This window comes from Streptomyces sp. NPDC050997 (assembly GCF_040660135.1).
Classification (GTDB): Bacteria; Actinomycetota; Actinomycetes; order Streptomycetales; family Streptomycetaceae; genus Streptomyces.
In genome coordinates this window covers 179,100-199,486 of the sequence record NZ_JBFAGK010000003.1, presented here as the reverse complement: position 1 = coordinate 199,486, position 20,387 = coordinate 179,100, and the positions used below count along the sequence as shown (strand labels likewise).

At 68.7% G+C, this 20,387-nt stretch carries 16 protein-coding genes and 2 pseudogenes; 10 read left to right on the top strand and 8 right to left on the bottom strand.

Going from position 1 to position 20,387, the window contains the following annotated elements; all coding sequences use genetic code 11:
- Positions 1-80: 80 nt before the first annotated feature.
- The 5 genes from AB0H86_RS07435 (at position 81) to AB0H86_RS07415 (ending at position 4,925) form a co-directional block, all read left to right on the top strand.
- Positions 81-941: an ABC transporter permease gene (locus AB0H86_RS07435; protein ID WP_362434112.1), complete on the top strand. Its 861-nt coding sequence runs from the start codon at positions 81-83 to the stop codon at positions 939-941.
- Positions 938-1,744 (top strand): ABC transporter permease, encoded by an 807-nt coding sequence (locus AB0H86_RS07430; protein ID WP_362434110.1) that lies wholly within the window; start codon positions 938-940, stop codon positions 1,742-1,744. Before AB0H86_RS07435 ends, AB0H86_RS07430 begins: the two co-directional genes overlap by 4 nt.
- Positions 1,737-2,552: an ABC transporter ATP-binding protein gene (locus AB0H86_RS07425; protein WP_362087989.1), complete on the top strand. Its 816-nt coding sequence runs from the start codon at positions 1,737-1,739 to the stop codon at positions 2,550-2,552. Before AB0H86_RS07430 ends, AB0H86_RS07425 begins: the two co-directional genes overlap by 8 nt.
- A gap of 61 nt (positions 2,553-2,613) precedes the next feature.
- Positions 2,614-3,570 (top strand): ABC transporter substrate-binding protein, encoded by a 957-nt coding sequence (locus AB0H86_RS07420; protein ID WP_362434107.1) that lies wholly within the window; start codon positions 2,614-2,616, stop codon positions 3,568-3,570.
- 140 nt (positions 3,571-3,710) lie between these two features.
- Entirely contained in the window at positions 3,711-4,925 is a 1,215-nt protein-coding gene (locus AB0H86_RS07415; RefSeq protein ID WP_362434105.1) for an FAD-dependent monooxygenase, read from the top strand.
- 216 nt (positions 4,926-5,141) lie between these two features.
- Here the strand turns inward: AB0H86_RS07415 and AB0H86_RS07410 are convergent.
- Together AB0H86_RS07410 and AB0H86_RS07405 are read right to left on the bottom strand one after the other, a co-directional pair.
- Positions 5,142-5,400 (bottom strand): annotated as a pseudogene (locus AB0H86_RS07410) (transposase); the annotation flags it as partial.
- Positions 5,398-5,595: pseudogene (locus tag AB0H86_RS07405) on the bottom strand (transposase); the annotation flags it as partial. The pseudogenes AB0H86_RS07410 and AB0H86_RS07405, both read right to left, overlap by 3 nt.
- Before the next feature lie 139 nt (positions 5,596-5,734).
- Here AB0H86_RS07405 and AB0H86_RS07400 point away from each other — a divergent pair.
- Both AB0H86_RS07400 and AB0H86_RS07395 read left to right on the top strand, forming a co-directional pair.
- Entirely contained in the window at positions 5,735-5,863 is a 129-nt protein-coding gene (locus tag AB0H86_RS07400) for a hypothetical protein (RefSeq protein WP_362434103.1), read from the top strand.
- A 109-nt stretch (positions 5,864-5,972) separates the two neighbouring features.
- Positions 5,973-8,729: an AAA family ATPase gene (locus AB0H86_RS07395; protein WP_362434101.1), complete on the top strand. Its 2,757-nt coding sequence runs from the start codon at positions 5,973-5,975 to the stop codon at positions 8,727-8,729.
- Positions 8,730-9,022: 293 nt separating this feature from the next.
- Here AB0H86_RS07395 and AB0H86_RS07390 read toward each other — a convergent pair whose 3' ends face one another.
- From AB0H86_RS07390 to AB0H86_RS07375, 4 genes are all read right to left on the bottom strand, one after another.
- Positions 9,023-10,081, bottom strand: a complete 1,059-nt coding sequence (locus tag AB0H86_RS07390) for an LLM class flavin-dependent oxidoreductase (RefSeq protein ID WP_362435212.1) — start codon at positions 10,079-10,081, stop codon at positions 9,023-9,025.
- Complete coding sequence (locus tag AB0H86_RS07385; protein WP_362434097.1) at positions 10,081-10,587, bottom strand: SRPBCC family protein; 507 nt, start codon at positions 10,585-10,587, stop codon at positions 10,081-10,083. The genes AB0H86_RS07390 and AB0H86_RS07385 overlap by 1 nt, the downstream gene beginning before the upstream one ends.
- Positions 10,588-10,692: 105 nt before the next feature.
- Entirely contained in the window at positions 10,693-11,193 is a 501-nt protein-coding gene (locus tag AB0H86_RS07380; RefSeq protein ID WP_362434095.1) for a helix-turn-helix domain-containing protein, read from the bottom strand.
- Positions 11,194-11,561: 368 nt separating this feature from the next.
- Complete coding sequence (locus AB0H86_RS07375) at positions 11,562-12,206, bottom strand: NAD(P)-binding oxidoreductase (RefSeq protein ID WP_362434092.1); 645 nt, start codon at positions 12,204-12,206, stop codon at positions 11,562-11,564.
- Positions 12,207-12,655: 449 nt separating this feature from the next.
- On the opposite strand from AB0H86_RS07375, the gene AB0H86_RS07370 reads away from it, so the two are divergent.
- A complete protein-coding gene (locus AB0H86_RS07370) occupies positions 12,656-13,078 on the top strand; it encodes a hypothetical protein (RefSeq protein ID WP_362434089.1) in 423 nt (140 codons plus the stop codon).
- A 385-nt stretch (positions 13,079-13,463) separates the two neighbouring features.
- Here AB0H86_RS07370 and AB0H86_RS07365 read toward each other — a convergent pair whose 3' ends face one another.
- Positions 13,464-14,672: a hypothetical protein gene (locus tag AB0H86_RS07365; RefSeq protein ID WP_362434086.1), complete on the bottom strand. Its 1,209-nt coding sequence runs from the start codon at positions 14,670-14,672 to the stop codon at positions 13,464-13,466.
- 654 nt (positions 14,673-15,326) lie between these two features.
- Between AB0H86_RS07365 and AB0H86_RS07360 the strand changes: the two genes are divergently transcribed.
- Positions 15,327-16,088, top strand: a complete 762-nt coding sequence (locus AB0H86_RS07360) for an endonuclease VII domain-containing protein (RefSeq protein WP_362434084.1) — start codon at positions 15,327-15,329, stop codon at positions 16,086-16,088.
- A 115-nt stretch (positions 16,089-16,203) separates the two neighbouring features.
- Positions 16,204-16,425 (top strand): hypothetical protein, encoded by a 222-nt coding sequence (locus tag AB0H86_RS07355; RefSeq protein WP_362434081.1) that lies wholly within the window; start codon positions 16,204-16,206, stop codon positions 16,423-16,425.
- A 560-nt stretch (positions 16,426-16,985) separates the two neighbouring features.
- Here AB0H86_RS07355 and AB0H86_RS07350 read toward each other — a convergent pair.
- Positions 16,986-20,168 (bottom strand): BTAD domain-containing putative transcriptional regulator, encoded by a 3,183-nt coding sequence (locus AB0H86_RS07350; RefSeq protein ID WP_362434078.1) that lies wholly within the window; start codon positions 20,166-20,168, stop codon positions 16,986-16,988.
- Positions 20,169-20,387 lie beyond the last annotated feature (219 nt).

Here is a 20,387-nt window from a genome sequence, read left to right as displayed (position 1 = left end):
TCCGTCCATGGGATTGAGCATGGACACGGCTAGACACTACCGTCGCAGGTACATCGGTAGGGGGGGCGGTGGAGGCGGACATGACTGCGGTGCGCGGCTCCGACTCCGCGAGCCGGCCGATTCGGAGTGCCGAAGACACCACAGGTGCCGCGCGTGACGCCGGTGCGCGGCACAGGCCGGTGCGGGCCGCCAAGGGGATCGGGGGTGTTGTCGGGGCCGTCTGCGTCTGGGAGATCCTGCGCGCCACCTCGGTCCTGCCGGAGACCAACGCTCCGTCCGTAGGCGCGATCTCGTCCGCGCTGCTCAATGAGATCGGCGAGGGTCCGCTTGCCACGGCCGCGGCGCAGACCGCGTACGCGTGGGCCGTCGGCTTCGCCACCGCGGCGTCGATCGGCGTACTGCTCGGCACGCTGGTGGGACTCTCGCAGTGGGCGGATGCGGCCACCGGGCCGCTCTTCAACTTCCTTCGGCCGATTCCGGCGGTGGCGCTGGTACCGGTGGCCATCGTGCTGCTGGGACTCGGGCTGCGCATGCAGACCTTTCTCATCAGCTTCGCCTCGGTGTGGCCGGTGGTGTTCAACACACGTTACGGCGTGCGGAACGTGGATCCTCTCCATCTCGACAGCGGGCGGATCCTGGGACTGCGCCGACTCGCTCTCGTCCGGCGGGTCGTCCTGCCCGGCGCATTGCCGGCCGTCTTCACAGGACTGCGGCTGGCCGCCTCCATCGCGGTGGTCGTCACCGTAGTGAGCGAACTGGTCGCCTCCGGCACCGGCCTGGGGCACTATGTCGACCTGCATCAGCAGGTCGGCGACATGCCCGAGGCGTACGCGGGGATCGTCGCCGCCGGGACGATCGGGTATCTCGTCAACGCCGCCGTTCTCGCGGCCGACCGCCTGACCGTCCGCTGGCGCGCCATGACGGTGGGAGGCGACCAGTGAGCCGCGTCCAGGGCCGGTCCCGCCGAGTCCGCCAGGCTCGCCGGGCTCGCCGGGCCGTCGGCGTACTGACCACCCTCGCGGTACTGGGGATGTGGGAGGCGGTGGGGCGATCGGGCTCCGTCATGTTCCTGGAGCCGTTCTCCGTCGCCGCCCGCGGAGCCTGGGACCTCGTCTCCGGCCCCGGTCTGCGCCGGGACGTGCTGCCGTCGGCCACTCGTACCGTGGTCGGCTTCTTCGTCGGATCGTCGCTCGGCGTCGCCGCCGGCCTCCTGCTCGGTCACTTCCGTGCACTCGACCCGTGGGTACGCCCGGTCCTCGAGTTCCTCAGGGCCGTGCCTCTGCCCGCCGTGCTCCCCGTGGCGGTGCTCGCCTTCGGCCCGAACTCCGGTACGCGGGTGGGCCTGATCGCGCTCGGAGCCGTGTGGCCTGTGCTGCTCAACACCATGGACGGGGCTCGGACGGTCGACGCGGGTTTCGTGGACGCGGCGCGTGCGGCGCACGTCGGACGGTGGCGGGTGGTGAGCCGGGTGATCTGGCCGGCCTGTCTGCCGCAGGTCTTCGCGGGTCTGCGGATCGCCCTCGGCATCTCACTGATCATGATGGTGATCAGTGAGATGGTCGCCTCGACGAGTGGTCTGGGCTTCTTCGTACTGCAGGCCCAACGGGCGTACGCCTTCCAGGACATGTACGCCGGCGTCCTCGTCCTGGGCCTGCTCGGTGGCCTGTTCACCCTGTTTCTCACCGTTGTCGAGTACCACGTGCTGGCCTGGTACGAGGGACAGAAGGGAATCGGCCGTGGCTGAGGGGGATCTCGCCCGGGACACCGGGGCGGCGTCCGGGCGCAGTGTGCTGGAGGTGGACCGGCTGGCGAAGGTGTACGCCGCGTCCCGCTCGTCCGCCACCGGCACCGAGGCGATCGCCGACCTGACGTTCAGCGCCGCCCGGGGTGAGTTCGTGGTGCTGGTCGGCCCCTCCGGATGCGGCAAGACGACACTGCTGCGCTGTCTCGCCGGACTCGACAGGCCGTCCTCCGGTGCGATCCGGCTGGACGGGCGGGCCGTGCAAGACGTACAGCATTCCCTCGCCGTGGTCTTCCAGGAGTACACGCGAAGCCTGTTCCCCTGGCTCTCCGTGCGCCGCAACGTCGAGTTCGGGCTGCATGCCCTGCCCCGCCGGGAGCGCGCCGCCCGGGTGGCCGACTCTCTGGGGCATGTCGGGCTCACCGAGTTCGCGGACCACTATCCGTGGCAGTTGTCCGGGGGCATGCAGCAGCGCGTGGCGATCGCCCGGGCCATCGCCTCCCGGCCGTCCTATCTGCTGATGGACGAGCCCTTCGCCTCCGTGGACGCCCAGACCCGTGCCCAACTGGAGTCCATGGTGCTGGAGTTGTGGCGTGAGTTCGGCTGGACCGTCCTGCTCGTCACCCACGACATCGACGAGGCGATCTTCATGGCGGATCGGGTGCTGGTCCTGTCGCGTCGTCCCAGCCGTGTGCTGCGCACCGTGACGGTGGACCTCGATCGGCCCCGCGATCAGGTGGAGACACGGGCCCTCCCGGAGTTCCAGCAGTACCGCAAAGAGATCTTCGGACTCATCGGCACGGCGGGATGAACGTCCACCCGCGCTCCCACTTCTGTCCCGGCTGAACAGCCCGGGTACATAGGAGGCACTCGTGAAACGGTTCCTGCCCGTGTTACTCGCACTTCCCCTGCTGCTCGCCACCGCTTGCGGTGACGACTCGCCCACCTCCTCCTCGTCCTCCGGAGGCCTCACGAAGATCACTGTCGCCAACCCGGCGGTGACCACCTCCGCCTCCTTGGTACTGGGCGTCGAGAAGGGTTTCTTCCGCTCCGAGGGCCTGGACGTGAAGCTCAAGGACACTCCGCCCGCCTCGACACAGGCAGCCGTCGTCAGCGGCGACGCGCAGTTCGGCTTCACCAATGTGCCGGCCATCCTCGTCGGCGCCTCCAACGGCCTTCCGGTGCGGATCGTGGGCCCGGCCGGCAAGTTCGCCCGCGACAACGACAAGGTGCACATCCAGGTCGTCGTACCAAAGGACTCCTCGATCCGCTCCGCCAAGGACTTGGAGGGCAAGAAAGTCGCGGTGGACACCCTCTACCAGCTGCCTCACCTGAGCTTCATCGTCTCGGCGCGGAAGACCGGCGTGGACACGGACACGATCAAGTTCGTGGAGACGCCGTTCTCGGCCATGGCCGACGCGCTCGCCAAGGGCCAGGTCGACGCCGCCGACCTGGCGGAACCCTTCCTGTCGGCAGCACTGCAGAAGTCAGACCGCAGCGTCCTGTCCAACGGCTCCGGTTTCGAACCGGAAACCGTGCAGACCATGTGGATCACCTCCGCCTCGTACCTGGCAGGGAACAAGGCCACGGTCGACAAGTTCACACGGGCGCTGAAGAAGTCCAACGAATACGCCGCCACCCACGACACCGAAGTCCGACAGGCCATCACCACGTACACGAAGACATCCGAGCAGCAGAGCAAACAGCTCCTGATGCCGCACTTCTCTGCCACGACGGACCGAGAGAACTTCCAGACGTACCTCACGACGATGAAAGACCTGAAGGTCATCAAGAACGACGTCGATGTGGACGAACTCTTCATCAGGTAGCCCCGCTGCTTCGGTGGACGTGGTGTTTTCGAGGTCTGCCCCGAGGCTCACCATGGGCGGCGGGGTCCCGCTCAGGTCTGCCGAACCCGTTCCCCGTATGCCGGCCGTGTGCCGAGCGCCCGAACCGAGGAGCCGTGAGGATGACAGCGTCCACTACCGCACCGCCGAGGATCGCCGTGCTGGGCGGCGGTGTCGGTGGCCTCGCCACGGCGGGGTTCCTGCGCCGTGCCGGGCTGCCCAGCACGGTGTACGAGCAGGCGCCCCGTCTCATGGAGGTGGGTGCGGGGGTACTGGTGGCGCCGAACGCCGCCCGTCAGCTCCACAGACTGAAGGTGCTCGACGTGTTCCGCGAGCGGGCAGTGCGGCTCGACACCGGCTGGGAGTTCAGGCGCTGGCAGGACGGGACGGTCCTGTCCTCGGAGGACCTGTCAGCCGCCTGTGGACGGCTCTACGGTGAGCGCACCTACACCGCGCACCGGGCGGACCTGCTGAGCGCCCTCATGTCATCCGTGCCGGACGGAAGCGTCCGGCACGGTCACGAATGTATCGGCCTGGACCACGAGGGCGACGCGCTGCGGCTCCACTTCACCCATGGGAGACAGGCCGAGGCCGACGTCGTGATCGGCGCCGACGGGGTTCACTCCGTCGTGCGCGGCACGCTTTTCGGCACCTCGCCGGCGACCTACTCGGGTCTCTGTGCCTTCAGGGCCCTGGTGCCTGCCGAGCGGGCCCCGCGCTTCGCCCGCCGCCCGGCCCAGACGCTGTGGATCGGTCCCGACCACCACCTGGTCCACTACCCGGTCTCAGCAGGTACGCTGGTCAACCTGGTTGCTGTCGCGCCCGCGGGCGACTTCACCGGCGAGTCCTGGGCGGCGACCGCCACTGTCGCGGAGTTCCCTGCCGAGTTCGAGGGCTGGGACCAGCGGCTGACCGACCTCATCAGCGCCGCCGGTACGCCCGGCCGCTGGGCGCTGCTGGACCGGGCGCCCCTGTCCGGGTGGTCCGAGGCAGGAGTGACACTGCTCGGTGACGCCGCGCACCCGATGTTGCCCTTCCTCGCCCAAGGCGCCGCCCAGGCGATCGAGGACGCGGCGGTGCTGGCCCGGTGCCTGGCCGCCGGCATCGACGACCCGCCCGCGGCACTGCGCAGATACGAGCAGCTGCGCCTGCCACGCACCACCCGGCTGCAGAACGCCAGCCGCGACCGCGCGCACAGCAACCATCTCCCGGACGGCACCGAACAGCAGGCCCGCGACAAGGCCTACGCCCGGCAGGACCCGCTCGTCGCCAACGGCTGGATCTACGCATACGATCCCGACGCCGAGCTGGGCGACTCGGAAGCCGCTCAGGAGTGAAGTGAACGGGTGACGGTGCGAGGAACAGCATCTGCGGCTGCACCGGGTCCGGTCCACCTGGGCGGAACAGCCGTGCCCTTCGCGGCAGTGGCGGCCGGACCGGTAATGGCCCGCTCGCGGGAGGCAGTTGTCGTTGCACAGTCTTGCCCCTGAACTTGGCGGCCCGAAGTCTCCCAAGCACCGCGCCACAGCATCAACAGTGGTTCAGCTTGTTCCTTAGCCTCGTTCGTCACGTTCGGTGATGCTCGCGGGGCGTTTGAGGGTCTTGCCGATGTCGTGGCGGGTGGCGGGGTCGGTTCCTGGAGCCGGGCGGGCGCCCGGGGCCGGGGCGGCTGAGTTTCGGTGCACGGGCCGGGCAGGGGAGGTGCGGGCGGAGGTGCCGGAACCCGCGCCGGACGCGAGTCGGTGTCAGGGCCGTGCCAGGGCGAGTGGTCTTCTCCCAGGGCTTGCGCCGGTCCGCCGTGAGCGGTCCGGCGCCGTGCCCGCGCCGGTGCTCGGCCACCAGCGTCAGGTCTACCGGCGACGTCACCGGACCGTCCGCGCACAGCAACGCGTCGATGAGCTCGAACAGTTCGTCCCCGCGCGCGGTCAGACAGCCGAATAGGTCGTCCCGAAAGCGTGAGGCGTTCGCGAACGCCTCCGCCGGAACAGCATCAGGCAGCAGACTCACCTTTACGGCCTTCGCACTGGGCAAGTGCCTCTTTGGTGTCACGATCGAGAAGCAGGACGGCGAGGTCGTAGCCGAACGAACCGCTCCCCGCGAGTCCTTCGCCGACCACGACCCGGACACCCCGTGGGACCAGTTCCACGTGCTGTACTTCGCCGGTTACGCGATGTGGAACTACCTCACGGCCCCCTACCTGCTCACCCGACCCGGCGTCGTAGTGCGGGAACTGGTACCACAGCAGGAGGTGACACCGGCCGCCACCGGCGACTGACGCTTCCGTCCGCAGGCTTGATCGGCTTGCGAGGCAAGGAGCGACTACCGTGGTCAGCCATGCGGGCCCATAAGCAAGCACATGGCCCGTACCGGCAAGAGGTGGCATTGTGGTCGAGTTGTTCGGGCGGGACGAGGAACGCGGTCGGCTGGCGGCCACGCTCGAAGGCGCCCGCCGGGGTATGAGCGGTGCCCTTGTGCTGCGGGGCGCCCCCGGGACGGGCAAGACAGCACTGCTCGATCATGTGCAGTCCATGGCCGCCGCAAGTTTTGAGGTCATTCGATTCGACGCCGTGCAGTCCGAGGCCGAGCTGGGCTTCGCGGGGCTGTACCACCTGCTCAGGCCGCATCTGGCTCAGCTGCCCAAGCTGCCCGATCCGCAGCGCGATGCGCTGTGCCAGGTCTTCGGGCTTCAGGAGCAGACCAGCCCGCCCGACCGGTTCCTTGTCGCACTCGCCTCCCTCGGACTGCTGTCCGTGCGCGCCGACGACAGGCCCTTGCTCTGTCTCGTGGACGACGCGCACTGGCTCGATGAGGAGTCCGCCGCGGTGCTTTCCTTCGCGGCCCGCCGGCTGCACGCCGACGCTGCCGCGATGGTCTTCACCGCCCGGGATCAGACCGACCAGGTCGACCACCTGGCGGGGCTTCCCGAACTGGCCGTGACCGGCCTGGACGCGGAAGCCTCCAGGCAACTGCTGGAAGCAGTCGCCTCCGGAAGCCTCGATCCGGACGTCGCCCGCCGGATCGTCGCCGCCACGGGAGGCAATCCCCTCGCTCTGGTCGAGGCAGCGAGGGAACTGAGCTCCGACCAACTCAGTGGTCAGGCACCGCTGCCGGACCCCGTGCCCCTCGGCGAGACCCTGGAACGGGTCTACCTGAGCGAAGCACGCACGCTGCCCCCGCAGACGCGAACGCTGCTACTGGCCTCCGCGGCCGATCCCACCGGTGATCCGAACGTGCTGTGGCGAGCCGGGCCGGAGCTGGGGTTCGATGCCGACGCGGCGGCCGAGGCGGAGGAGCGCAACCTCCTCTCGATCCGGGAGACCGTCAGATTCCGTCATCCGCTGATCCGTTCGGCCATCTACTACGGAGCTCCCCTGGCTCAGCGCTCGAGAGTCCATGCCGCGCTGGCCGAGGTAGCCGCGGAACTCGGCGAGCTCGACCTGCGCGCCTGGCACCTGGCGGCAGCGGCCACAGACCCGGACGACGACGTGGCGGCGGAACTCGAGCGCACTGCGCAACGCACCCGTGACCGAGGCGGCTGGGCCAGCAGCTCGTCCCTCCTGGCACGTGCCGCGTCCCTGACGTCGGACCCACTCGCGCGCGCCCGCCGTCTCCTGGGCGCGGCGGAGGCCAGTGCCGTGGCCGGCTCGCCGAGACGGGCGCAGGCACTGCTGAACGAAGCGGCCGCCTATCGCCAAGATCGACGCTACAACGGTCTGGTACAGCGCGTTCAGGCACGCATCCACCGGTTGACCGGCGCGCCGGCGGCAGCGACGCACGCCCTGTTGGCCGCGGCCCGAGAGCTGGGTCCGGTCGATATCCGGCTCGCCCGCGACATCGTTGTGGAAGCCCTCGTACAGGCACAGATCAGCGGCTCCCTTTCACCGCGGGGCGCGTCGCGCCTCAGCGTCGCCGAGACCGCTCGCTCGCTGCCACTGCCGGCCGGGGCAGCGGCCACAACGGCGGACGTGCTGTTGGAGGCTGACACGGAGGTCCATCTCGAAGGACTGGACAGGGCGGCCCCGGGACTACGACAGGCCATCGAGACAGTACGGCACGAGGAGTCGACGGCTCCGGAGTTGTTCCAGTGGCTGGCTGCGGCCTGCTCATACGCGACCATCCTCGGCGACGACGTTGCCCTGCACGACCTCGCCTGGCGGCTGCACGCCGAAGCCAGGCGTCAGGGCGCGGTCATTCCAATGGCCTTGGCCCTCAGCCACACGGCTCTGTCGGAGCTGATCGCGGGCCGCCTCACCGAGTCCCAGCGCCTGTTCGATCAGCGGACGGCGCTGGAGGAGGCACGCGGCGCCGAGCTGCATCTCGGCGCGCTCCTGATCGCCGCGTGGCGCGGCCAGTTCGAGGAGGCTCGCCTCCTGACGGAGGCCGTACGGGAGCATGCCGCCCGCACGGGGCAGGGCTACCAACTGCTCTTCCTCGACTACGCCCGCTGCGTGGTGGAGCTGAGCCGGGGCCGCTACGAGGAAGCGTTCGTAAGCCTGGACGGCCAGATCGGGGACACATCCCAACTGAAGTTCGCCCTCGTCGACATGGTCGAGGCCGCGTCACGTTGCGGCAAGGATCACGAGGCGCTGGAGTTGTCGGAGCGCCTGTCCCGGTTGGCGGGCAGGACACCCGTCCCGGGTCTGCTCGGTGACCTTGCCCGGGCCCGGGCGCTGACCACCGCGGATCCCTCGGAGGCAGAGCGACTGTACCTGCGCGCCATCGCGCACCACGAGGACGCCCGGGGCCCGCTGCGGCGGGCACGCAGCCGCCAGCTCTACGGCGAGTGGCTGCGCCGCGAACGCAGAACCAAGGACGCCCGGCGCGAACTGCGCATCGCTCATGAGCTGTTCGAGGCGATGGGCGCTCAAGGTCACGCGGCCAGGACGGCGCAGGAACTGTCCGCGGCCGGCGAACGACTGCCGCCGGGCAGGCCCGCGCCCAGCGGTGGCGAGACGCTGACCGCCCAGGAGGCGCGGGTGGCACGGCTGGCGGCCGGCGGGGCCACGAACGCGGAGATCGCGGCCCAGCTCTATCTCAGTGTGCACACCGTCGACTACCACCTGCGCAAGGTTTTCCGGAAACTCGACGTTCGTTCCCGGCGCGACCTGGCCAACCGGCCCGACGGCACCACTTCGGGCTAGCGGTGCGAGACAGTCCGGCCAACGGTCGTTGCCACACGGGATGAGCTTCTCGATCGTCCCGGGCCTAGCGGGCTCACGGCGTGGGCGGCGGGTACCGCAGCCCGGTGCACCATTCGAAGTCTGGCCTCGTGAACAACTGAGGCCTCAGGGCTACGGATTCGTCGGACCCACGAGCCGGTGCCACGAGACGGTGCCACGAGCCGGTGGACGTTCCTACAAGGCATCGGCGTGATCAATCACCAGGTCCACCGGCTCCCCGTCCCGAGCTACTGAAGATCGAGACGCGGGCATTCTCAGGAGGCGCTACCGGTCTCGCGAACCAGCTCGATCGCCCTGCCCAGCGTGGCGAGTCGGTCCTCCAGTGTCTCCCCGGCCGGATAGAGGCGGACGGTGTCGACGCCGGCGTCGCGCCAGACTGTCAGCCGCTCGCGGACCATGGCCTCCGTGCCGATCAGCGTCGTGCTCAGCACCATCTCGTCGGTCACCAGACGGGCCGTGCCGTCCCGGTCGCCGGCCTGCCATCGTTCGCGCACCTCGGCAGCGACTTCGGCCCAACCCTGGCGGCTGTATGCGTTGTTGTAGAAGTTGGCGGATGCCGAGCCCATGCCCCCAAGACTGAAAGCCAGTTCCTTCTTGCGCCCGGCGATCATCGCTCCCAGCGCCTCCTCGTCAGGCGCGAATGCGACTTCGGCCCCTTGGCAGACATCCAGGTCCGCGCGCGTCCGGTCACCGCGAGCCAGGCCGTCTTCGAGGTGGGCGAAGTAGGCGTCGGCCGCGCCCTCAGGGACGAAACTGGTGCCCAGCCAGCCGTCGGCGAGCTCGCCGGTCAGCCGGAGCATGGCTGGTGACAACGCGGCCAGGTAGATGGGTACCCCGTGTTCGGCACGCATCGACAGCCGCATCGGGACGGCGTCGCCGCCGGGCAGCGGGATCGTGAACTCCGTGCCGGAGTAGGAGAGTCGGCCACCGTCGAGCACCCGGCGCACGATCTCCACGGTCTCACGCATGCGCCGCAGAGGCCGGTCGAAGGGAACGCCGTGCAGCCCCTCGATCACCTGCGGACCGGAGGCACCGAGGCCGAGCAGAAAGCGCCCGCCCGACAGGTTGGAGAGGGTGATCGCCGTTTGCGCAACGGCCGCCGGGGTCCGTGTGCCCAGCTGCATGACACCGGAGCCCAGCAGCATTCGGTCGGTCAGCGCCGCGTAGTACCCGAGGGCGGAAGGCGCGTCAGAGCCCCAGGCCTCAGCGACCCAGCAGACGTCCAGGCCCAGCTTCTCGGCCTCGACGACGAAGTCCGCCTGCTCGGACCAGCGTTCACCGCCGGAGGCCTCGATCGTGGTGGCTGTGCGCATCATGCCTCCGCCCGCTGCTTGATCTGCGCAAGCGTGGAGGTGATGCAGCGCTCGAACTCCCTCATCCGCACGAACACGATCTTCTGTTCCTTCTCCGGCATCCGGTCGATCGCCACGGACAAGCCGGAACGCCCCGGCCCCAGCTGCATCCATTGCGAGAGTTCGGTCCCACCATCCTCGGGCCGAAGCCGGAATCGCCAGACTGCGGAGGGGTGGGACGGATCCTCCACCGCCCAGGCGAGGACCAACTCCGGTTCGCACTCGATGACATGGGACGTGGTCTCCCACGTGCCCAACGCTTCGTGCCGGCTGCGGCCGACGAACCTGGCCCCCTCGGCTGGGCCGGTGGCACCATCGAGCCACTCGACCGACTGGAGCTCCTCACTCATGCCCGGCATCAGCTCGATGTCACTGACCAGGGCCCACACCCTGTCCGGTGCGGCCCCGATCCAGGTTCGCACCTCAACCGTAGGCTTGTCCGTGTAGCGCGCGCCCGTCCACTCCAAGGTCGTCGGCCTCCTTGCCACTAAGGGGTTACGACCACCAGAGTTGCTTTATGAGACTCACCTGTCAAGGGATCCCGCCCGTTCGGGGACGGCACCCGAGGACAGTCAGGCGGTGCCGAATCGACGTCGCACATCCGGCCGCCGTTTGAGGCGTTCGGGATATCCGGGCCCCATCCGCATCGAGGTCTCCTGCGACCGAAGTGGCTTACGGCACATGGAGCAGACGACCTCGACCGTGGTGTCGTGATCGCACGCGTCGTGATGGAACACCACGGGAACACCCTGTTCTCCGGTCAGCCACCGGTCACCCCACGAGGACATCGCGGCGAGCACGGCGAACAGGTCACGCCCTTTCTCCGTGAGGACGTAGTCGTAGCGCGGCGGCTCCCTCTCGTAGAGCCGCTTCTCCAGGACCCCCTCGTCCACAAGGCGGCACAGCCGGTCGGTCAGCGTGTTGCGGGCGATGCCCAACTCCTTCTGGAACTCGTCGAAGCGACGGATCCCGTAGAACGCTTCCCGTACCACCAGAGGCGTCCAGTGGTCGCCCAGCAGGTCCACGGCCCGCGCGATGGAGCAAGGCCAGTTGGCGAACGACGTCCGTTTCATGCCCCCACGATAGCGAGTCTCATCATGAAACCCACCAGACTGGACGACGGCCTCGCGTATCGGCGCCTGGGGCAGACCTCACCGAGGTGAATGCGGGCACCTCTCGTTCCGACGGGAGAATCGGGCGCCCCACCCGCTTGTGTCCCGACACGACGATGCTCGGGCTCAGGGCGGCGATGGCGTCCAGATCGGCGATCCATGCCACCCTCGGTCCCCGGTGATGAGCGTGCTGCTCAACGGCGACCACATCGGCCGGTCCTCGGGCGCCTGCCCCGCCCGCACCCGCGAACGGCCGTATAGGGGCTACGTGGACGTTGATGCCCAACGGACTGTCACTGGCCATGTCACGTTCCTTTGCCATGCGTGATTCACCAAACAAGATCGTCGATCCGGTCCGCGCCCGACGTGACCTCGAACTGCTTCCTGACCGCGAGATCCTCGACAATCACCCGATATAGCAGAGCGGCCACGTCTTCCCGGGGGATACTGCCGCCACCGAGCCGCTCTCCGACCCTGACCCGGCCAGTGCCCGGACCATCGTCCAGCCCGGAGGGGCGCACAATCGTCCAGTCCAGGTTCCGTCCTCGCACGTCGGCGTCCGCCTGGCCCTTCAGACGCAGATAGGTCTGGAAAGAATCGGCGTCATGGCCCTTGGACTGGTAGTCGACGCCCATGGAGGAAACCAGTACGTAGCGACGCACGCCCACCCGTTCGGCGGCGTCCGCCACGAGGACGGCGCCATCCCGGTCGACGGACTCCTTCTGCGCCGTACTGCTCCCGTAGCCCGCACCGGCGGCGAAAACGACTGCTTGAGCATCCATCAGCACGTCGCCCAGCGTGTCGACGTCACACGAAGCGATGTCCAGCAGGGCAGGTCTGCCGCCCGCCGACAACACGTCGGCGAAGTGGCGGGGGGAGCGCACAGTGCCGATCACCTCCTGGCCGGCACGGCTCAGCCTCTGTGTGAGCAGCAGGCCAACCCTGCCATGCCCTCCCACGACGACTACTTTCATCAACTGCGCCTCCCGGTTCGTACGTGGCACCCGGCGGTCTGAGAGAGGCATTCGGAAGTGGCGCCCAAGCTCGCACCGCGGCTTCGAGTCTCATGCGTGCCGACCCCGTACGGCATCCCGTGCAGTTCGTAGTACGTGTACGGGGTACGTGTACGTGTACGGGCATGTGGCGCAGGCCGCCGTCGCTCAGCGCTACCCGACGCATAACGCCCGCGCACCCTCGTTCTCGCGCGCTCCGCCGGCCAGGTCCACCGTCGAGCTCCAGAAAAGCAGCTGTGCCGTGCCTGAGCTGCCGACACGGGCTTCGACCTGCGCACAGGTGTCGGCGACACTACGCGCCCATGTGCGCGGACTACGCACTCCTCGGGATCTGTGGCACCTGTGTGAACGGCAGGATGGCCACGCACCCGATCTGAGAAACAAGACACAACAGAGTGAGGAACGATCTCATGCCCATGATCGACGTCTACGCCGCCAAGGGGATCATCAAGGACCGTAAGGGTCTGGCTCAGGATCTCGCACAGGCGATCATGCGCTGGGAGAAGGTTCCGGTCATCCCGTTCTTCTCGGACAACACTGCGGCGTTCGTGCACGAACTGGACGCGGACACCTTCTCCACTGCCGCTGGAAGCAACGACCACGTACGTGTGACCGTTACGACCAATGCCGGGGCGCTGAACAGGGAGCAGCAGCTCGGCCTGGTCAAGGAACTCTCGGAACTGGTGGCATCGGCCGCGGGGGACCCGTCCCTCGCCGAGCGGACCTGGGTCGCCCTCACCGAAGCGGTTCCTGGTGGCTGGGGCATCGCGGGCCATGCCTACACCAACGAAGAGATCGTCCAGCATGTGCGTCAGTTGCTCGGGAAGAGCTGACCTCGACGACTCGAGCGCCGCCCAAGCCGGCCGGCGCGGGCGGCGCTCAGGTGACCCTGGAAGCCTGTCGCGGTGCATGGCGGCGCGACGAGTCGCCCGTCGTGGTCGGCCCCCACTCACCGCCGGGGGCTCACCGACCTCGGTGGCGAAATCGCCGAGGTTCTTGCGGACGGTGGGGTGCTCGGCGGCCGCCTTCGGTCCTCTTCGGCGGCTGCCGCCGACACCTCGACAGCCACACAGTGGGACACGGCCGCGTTGAGGCTGATGCACCCCCGGTCTCGGTCCCTGGCCATTCGGACGGAACCAAGTCCGGGCCGAAGACGATGTGCATCGTTCCGGTGGCCGATCAGGGTTCAGCAACGCGTACTAGGGGATGCGGAAGTCCTTAGCGACCGGGTACGTCACGTCGGTGCAGCCGCGCCGCTTCGTGATGTGGTCGACGTATGCGCGGAACAAGGAGTTCAGCCTCTGGGAGCCGAGGATGTTGTCGTAGGTGTAGCTGGAACTGAGGGTGTGCAAGGCTGGTTTGCCGTCGCAGACGGAGGAGGCACACCATGCTCCGCTTGTGTGTCCGGCCGTTCCCGGTTCGATGATCCTGTCCTCTGCGCCGATGCCCTCGTATCCCACCGTGCGCGCCTCCGCGCACGGTGGGGACGGTCCGCAGCCACCACGGCGAGTGGGTGAGCGCACTGCGTGCGTAGTCGCGCTCGTCGCCGTTCAGGCCGTCGGCGATCCGGCCCACCTGGACGGGGCTGACCGCCAGAAGACAGCCTTCGAGGGGGTTCGCGTCCCGGACAGGTACGACGAGGGCACGGTCGGGCAGCCGGCCCTGTCCGTGCTGCTTGATGTGTCCGGCGAACCAACGGCAGGAGCCGTCCGCCGTCTTCGCGGGGCGGAGGGTGATCGGCACGGCCGGAAGGTGTCGGCCGGGCAGGGCGGCCAGTCGGGTCTGGCAGCCGATCCGGTCGGCTGCCGCCTCGGCGGCGGAGCGGGCGAGGCGGGCGAGGCGTTCACGGTCCGCTGCAGAGACGTCGTCGTAGTCGGCGCGGGCGGTGACGTTCAGCAGCTTCGGGGCCGTCGCACGGCTACCCGAGCCGCACTCGGCGCGGACGGTCGTGTACCGGTTCCCGTACCGGCCCAGCGTGCCGTCACCCATCGGCCACGATTCGGAGCGCTGGTCGGCAACCGCCGTGGCATCGGTCTGCTCGCCGCGGCCAATGGCAGAGAACGGCTCGAGTCCGCCGTTGTCACCGATCCAGTTCATCGGCTGGGAGGCGTCGCTGCGCCCCACCGCCAGCGTGAACAGACTCGTGGTGTTCCCGGGGCCGGGCACCTTGTAGATCGTGCAGGAACTGTACAGTTCGCGCGCATCGAGCCGGGACTCGTCGTAGTCGGCGGCCTTCGCCCGGACCATCCCGCCCTGCAAATCCATCACCGCGGCCCCCGACACGAGCCCGTCGCACGCCGCGCTGATGTCCCGCTCACTGGAAGCACGGTCCCGGATGTCATCGGCCGTCAGCCAGCCCGCATAGAGACTCAGCCCGATCCCGCCCCACGCCGTCCACCGCCACAACCTGATCAGCCCCGCGCGCACCGCACACTCCCCCTGGTGAACCCGTCCGGCGCGATCAATGCCGCGCCGGTCAATGAGCGTAGACGGCCGCCCGCAAGCAAGTTCAGGGCGGGGCCCGCGACTGGCTACGGAGGGAGCCGCGCAGGGATCCTACGTAATCCGGATGCCGTGGGCCGCCACGCCTTCGACCGCCTACAGAAGGAGCTCGCCGCAGTGGCCGCCCGCCCCGCACAAGGCTGGTGCAGAATCGCGTCGCGGGCCGCCAGCCCCCGCCTGGGCAGGTTGGTCCGCTGCCCGAACAGAAACCCCTTGATCACATGGCGGTGACACTGCCGACGCCCGCCCTGCCCGCGGCGCTTCGGCAGATGCGGTTCCAGTCGAAGGTGAGCAGATCCCAGCCGTGCGTCTCCAACCGCCACAAGAAGATCGGTGGGAAGGCGGCCCGGCCGGCTGGGGTCTCTTCTGTATTGGCTCAGGCACACTCCCGGGAGCCTGCCGGGCACTCGGCGTTTCGGCCAAGATCTCTGTCGCCTCGGGCCTGTCCGGGCAAGGGTCGTTGCATCTCATACGTCCCGTCCCCCTCGGCTCTCCCTCGTCCTCAAGCAGATCTCAGCGCGTCTGAAAAACGTGCGTTCGAAAGCTCTCTCGTCTCGTTGAACCAGACGTACTCGAACTATGGCGCGACAGAGACTGGAGGACGCGTTGGCCTCGGCACAGGACAGCGCACCAGCACAGGAGACCGAACCGGCTGATCCCGCCACACCCGAAGCGGCCCCGGCGCACACGCCGATGGGCATCGCCCAGGACACGGTCGCGGCCCGGGAGGCCATGGTCGCCCGGCTGGAGGAGACGGGCGTTCTACGACCCGGCCCGGTGCGCGATGCCCTGCTCTCCATTCGGCGCGAGGTACTGATGCCCCAGGCGTACGTGCGGCGCGACCTGCCGGGTGAGGCGCCGCCGCGGTGGGACCTGCTGGACTGGGCGGAGCCGGCCGACCGGGACGAGTTGGTCACGTTGCTGTACGGCGGGGAGAGCGTCCTGGTCCAGCACGCCGGCGAACGGGTCCTGGGCCGTGTCCAGGGTCCGAGGTCCGGAAGAGCGATCACGAGACGACGTACTTCTAAGCCGGATGGCGCGCGCGGATGCAAGACGTGCAATAACGACAGCCGACGGCGGGCTATGTACGGCACGGAGCCCGAAGACTTTCTTCGGATGCTGGAGGACCAGGGCAACTGTTGTGCTGTATGCGGGGTGGGGTTCGCCGATGACAATCGATCCCAGGTTGACCACGACCACTCCTGTTGTCCCGGAAAGAAGTCGTGTGGAGAGTGTGTGCGAGGGCTCCTATGCAACAGCTGCAACAACGGGCTCGGCCGATTCAAGGATTCTGTGAACCACCTTCGGGCCGCTGTTAGCTACCTGGAGTCCTTCCAGTAGCTGTCGGGGTCATCGGGCTTGTCTTCGCCCTGGATCTCGCGGCCCGCAGTCGTCGATCGTCTGGAGGGCCAACACCGCTGGCGGCACGATGAGTTGGGACGAAAGGTGGGGGTTCGTGCAGGGTGACAGGCGGCAGATTCAGACGGCGGTCCTGGGCGGTGCGGACTCGGAAGATCCGCTGATGCTGCCGTTGGAGGCGATCGAGCTGGATGCCGTTCGCCGCCATCACGAGCACGACACGTTCTGGTGCGGGCTGCTGCTCGGAGGCTGCGGCCTCCAGCTGACGACGAAGCTGTACACCGACCGGGTCTGTTCCCTGTCAAGTTCGGCGTGTTGAGCCTCCAACTCCGCCTCCCTCTCCTGGAGCCTCACCCTGATGCGCAACCTCGACCAACCTGACGTCGCCGTGATTACTCCGACCGGTCTACGGCCCAACCGGCTCCTCTTCCTCAGGGACCTTTACGAGAGCCTTCTCGCCCAGGAGGACATGACCTGGGCGTGGATCGTCGCACTGAACGGTCCTCAGGCTGATGCCGATCGCATACCGGCAGCGATCACCCTAGACGCCCGACTCAAGGTGGTTACACGGCCTGGCCCAGACCCGGCGCCCGCTCGCAACACTGTGCTGAACTACGTGGAAGCTCCTTGCGTCGCCTTCGCCGACGACCGCCTTCCCCCGTGCTCGTTGGCCGTACGCGGCGAGGACGTGCTCTCGGCGCACGGCTCCGGACGTGTGCATCGTCGTCGTCACCGCAGACCCCGACAGCGAGGCGGCCAGCAAGCTACGCCTGCTGTCTGTCCTGGCCGGCGCGAACATGACTGCGCCCGTCGCGCCGGAGGGCAGCTCACAGCGAGCGCGGCGTCCAAGCCCGGTCGCATCTGGCTCTGCGTTGTCCTCTATGGCAGCGGGGGCGTGACAAGAGCTGGGTCAGCGCGGGCGAGGGCGGCTGTCACGTTCAGTTGCCATCCTGCTGTGTACGCCTCGGCGAAATCCTTGTCACCGAGCGCCGAGCTGATGCGCGTGCTCAGCGTCCGGATGTGCGGGTCGGTACGGTCGTGGGCGCCACGGAGGCGGGCGGCTGCGCCGAGTATGACGGCTGCGTCGCGGTGTCGCTCGTGCAGTTCGGCGAGTCCGGCGACGGTCACTGCCACGGTCGCCACGATCGGCAGGTCCTGGCTGTTGACCGCTGCCGTGTATGCCCGGGTCAGTGCGTGCGCGGCACCAGGCCCGTCGGCGAGTCGGAGGCAGAGTTCGGCCCGCACGGTCGCGATCAGGGCTCGGCCGTGGTCGTCGTCGAGCGGAAGCTGGGTGGAGAGTCCGGACTCGGCCGACTCGATCAGCTGGCGTGCGCGGTCCAGGTTGCCCGTTTGCACCATCAGCCGGGCTTCGCGGGCGTCGAGCAGGACGGCCATCGCGGGCGACGTGGAACGGAGCGCGCGTTCCCGCGTTGTGGCGATCATCTCGGTCGCCTGCGCGGTCTGATCGAGCCGCACCAGGAGATCGAACTGGCGCAGGTCGATGTAGATCTCATCGTTGAGACTGAGCGCTCCGAACTCGCCGGCCAGCTGCTTGGCCTCCTTCAAGTCGCTGAGTGCGCCTTTGAGTTCGCCGTCGTACTGACGAAGCAGGGAGCGCAGCGGCAGTGCTGTGGCCAGTGCCCAGTGGTCGCCGGACTGAGTGAAGCATTCCAGGGCTGCGGTTGCGTCGGCGCGCGCCTGGTCGAGGTCGCCTTCGTTTTCGGCGGCGTGGGCGCGCGAGATGCGGGCGTACCCGGCCAGCCACGCATCCGGCCCGTCAGCCAGGCGTTGGATGATCGCCTCACCTTCCTGTGTCCTGTGCGGGAGAGCGAGTTTGATGGTGGCCAGCGCGCCGGTGAAGCCGGGCAGTTCGCGGTGGCTCAGCAGACGGTCGGTGAGGGTCCGCAGCTGTGTGCTTCCTTCCTTGAAGGAGCCACTGAACAGTGCGCTCTGACCGGCTTGGGAGTTGAGCAGCAGCAGTCCTTCGGCGATCTCGTGCTCGACACCGGGCCTGCCGGTCGGGAGCGCGACTGCCTGCCCGAGCCAGTAGGCGGCGTCGTCTCGGCGGCTGAGCATCTGCCAGTACCAGGTCAGGTTGAGGGCAAGCGCGATCGCTCCGTCAGCGTTGCCGGTGTCGCAGAGGTGTCGCAGCGCGGCAAGCACGTTGTCGTGCTCGGCACGCAGGATGTGGAGGGCGTGGAGCTGCTCGGGCCCACGGGTCAGCGGGTCGTAGTGGGCCACCAGGTCAGCGCAGTAGTGGGCAGCCAGGCTCCGCACACTGGTCAGGGTGTTCTGCTCGGCCAGCCTCTCCAGGCCGTATTCCCGGATCGTCTCCAGCATCCGGTGCCGACCGGTGTCGGGTGACAGCTGCAGCAACGACCGGTCCACCAGGTCCGCGAGGAGCTCTGGGATGTCGCGGACCGGCACGGTGGTTCCCATGCATACCGCGGCAGCCGAAGCCGGCGTGATGCCACCGGGCAGGACCGCGATCCGCTCTGCGACGGTCCGTGCGCCCGCGGGGAGCAGGTCCCAGCTCCACGCGATGACTCCTCGCAGTGTGCGGTGGCGTGGAAAGGCAGTGCGGCTGCCGGTGGTGAGCAGCCGGAACCGGTCGGACAGCCCGTCGGCCAGATCGGTCAGCGTCAGTGTGCGCAGGCGGGCGGCGGCCAGTTCCAGGGCGAGCGGCAGACCGTCCAGGCTGCGCACGATGCGCAGTACATCCGCCAGGTTGTGCTCGGCGATGTCGAATCCGGGGCGCACCGCGGCTGCCCGATCGGTGAACAGACGTACCGATGCCGCGCGGCGGGCCTGTTGGATGTCCGCGTTCGGGTCGGGCAGAGCCAATGGGCCGAGCGGGACCAGTGCCTCACCGTCGATCGCCAGCGGTTCTCGGCTGGTGGCCAGGACGCGCAGTCCGGCGCAGCGGGCCAGCAGCGCTGAGAGAAGGTGTGCTGCCGCGTCGATCACGTGCTCGCAGTTGTCGACGACGAGCAGAATCTCGCGGCCGTCCAACTGGTCGGTCAGCACATCGAGTTCGTCGGCGGGGTCGCTGCGCAGCCTGGCGGAGGCGTCGAACAGCGCGGAGCCGCGCAGGCCGATCGCGGCCAGCAGAACGCCGCCGACCTTGCTGGGGTCGGTGACCGAGGCAAGGTCGATCAGCCAGGCGCCGTCACGGTATGCGTCGCGGTGGCGGCGGGCGGCCTCGACGGCCAGGCGTGTCTTGCCGGCGCCGCCGGGGCCGAGCACGGTGACCAGCCGCCCCGCAGCGAGCAGGGTGTCGATCCGGGCCAGGTTGTCATCACGGCCGATGAAGCTGGTCAGCGGGATGGGCAGATTACTCGGCGTCTCACCTGCTCCCTTGGGCGCAGTGGCGGCGGGTGCGGGCTGCTCGGCCCGCAGCAGATGCAGGTGCCGTTCGCGTAGCGCGACGCCCGGATCGGTGCCGAACTCATCAGCCAGCGTCTCGCGGAACTCTTCGTAGCGGGCCAGAGCCTCGGCCTGACGGCCCTGGGAGGCGAGTGCGTCCATGAGCAGCGCGACGGCGCGCTCAAATACGGGGTGCTGGGACAGCAAGCCGGTCAGGCGGACAGCTGCCTGCCCAGCGTTGTCCAAGGCCAGCTCGGCTTCGGCGAGGTCGGCGGTGGCCTCGACCGAGGAGTGGGCCAAGCGGGTCGCGGCCGCGGGTTCCACCGCAACGACGGTGGCAGGCTCAGCGCCGGGCTGCTCGATCCACAGGGCGACGGCTTCACCGAGCAGAGCAGCCGCGTGCTGCGCGTCGCCGGCGCGCAGACGCTCCCGGCCGGCTGCGGCGAGCTGCTCGAAGCGCAGCGCATCCACGTCGCCTGCGGACACGTCCAGCCGGTAGCCGCCTGCGGCCTGTGTGACGGCGGTGGAGGAGCCGATTGCACGGCGAAGTCGTGACACGAGGGCCTGCAGGGCATGTGTGGGATTGGCTGGAGGGTTCTCCGGCCAGATCGCGTCGATGAGGGTGCTCTGCGTGACGGCGCGCCCACCGGCGAGCGCGAGACGTACGACCAGCCCCTGGAGGCGGGGCCCGGGCACAGGCAGGGCACTGCCACCACGAGATGCTTGGAACGTACCGAGCAACGTGATGCGAAGCCGCGCATCCCCATCCATGGGCCGATCTTTGCGCGAGCGCAGCCGGATGGCCAAATTCGGGCACCGCCACCGTGCCGTCCCAGCCGTGACAGCCGCCACAAGGCCGGGCAGCGTTCGCGTGCACGGCGCTGACATGGCCGTGCACACGCAGGTCGATCCACG

What these genes read in the sequence shown, in the direction of transcription:
- AB0H86_RS07375 (WP_362434092.1), bottom strand. Translation starts at nt 12,206, where the DNA reads ATGAAAGTAGTCGTCGTGGGAGGGCATGGCAGGGTTGGCCTGCTGCTC.
- AB0H86_RS07370 (WP_362434089.1), top strand. Translation starts at nt 12,656, where the DNA reads ATGCCCATGATCGACGTCTACGCCGCCAAGGGGATCATCAAGGACCGT.
- AB0H86_RS07415 (WP_362434105.1), top strand. Translation starts at nt 3,711, where the DNA reads ATGACAGCGTCCACTACCGCACCGCCGAGGATCGCCGTGCTGGGCGGC.
- AB0H86_RS07390 (WP_362435212.1), bottom strand. Translation starts at nt 10,081, where the DNA reads ATGCGCACAGCCACCACGATCGAGGCCTCCGGCGGTGAACGCTGGTCC.
- AB0H86_RS07360 (WP_362434084.1), top strand. Translation starts at nt 15,327, where the DNA reads ATGGCGCGACAGAGACTGGAGGACGCGTTGGCCTCGGCACAGGACAGC.
- AB0H86_RS07435 (WP_362434112.1), top strand. Translation starts at nt 81, where the DNA reads ATGACTGCGGTGCGCGGCTCCGACTCCGCGAGCCGGCCGATTCGGAGT.
- AB0H86_RS07380 (WP_362434095.1), bottom strand. Translation starts at nt 11,193, where the DNA reads ATGAAACGGACGTCGTTCGCCAACTGGCCTTGCTCCATCGCGCGGGCC.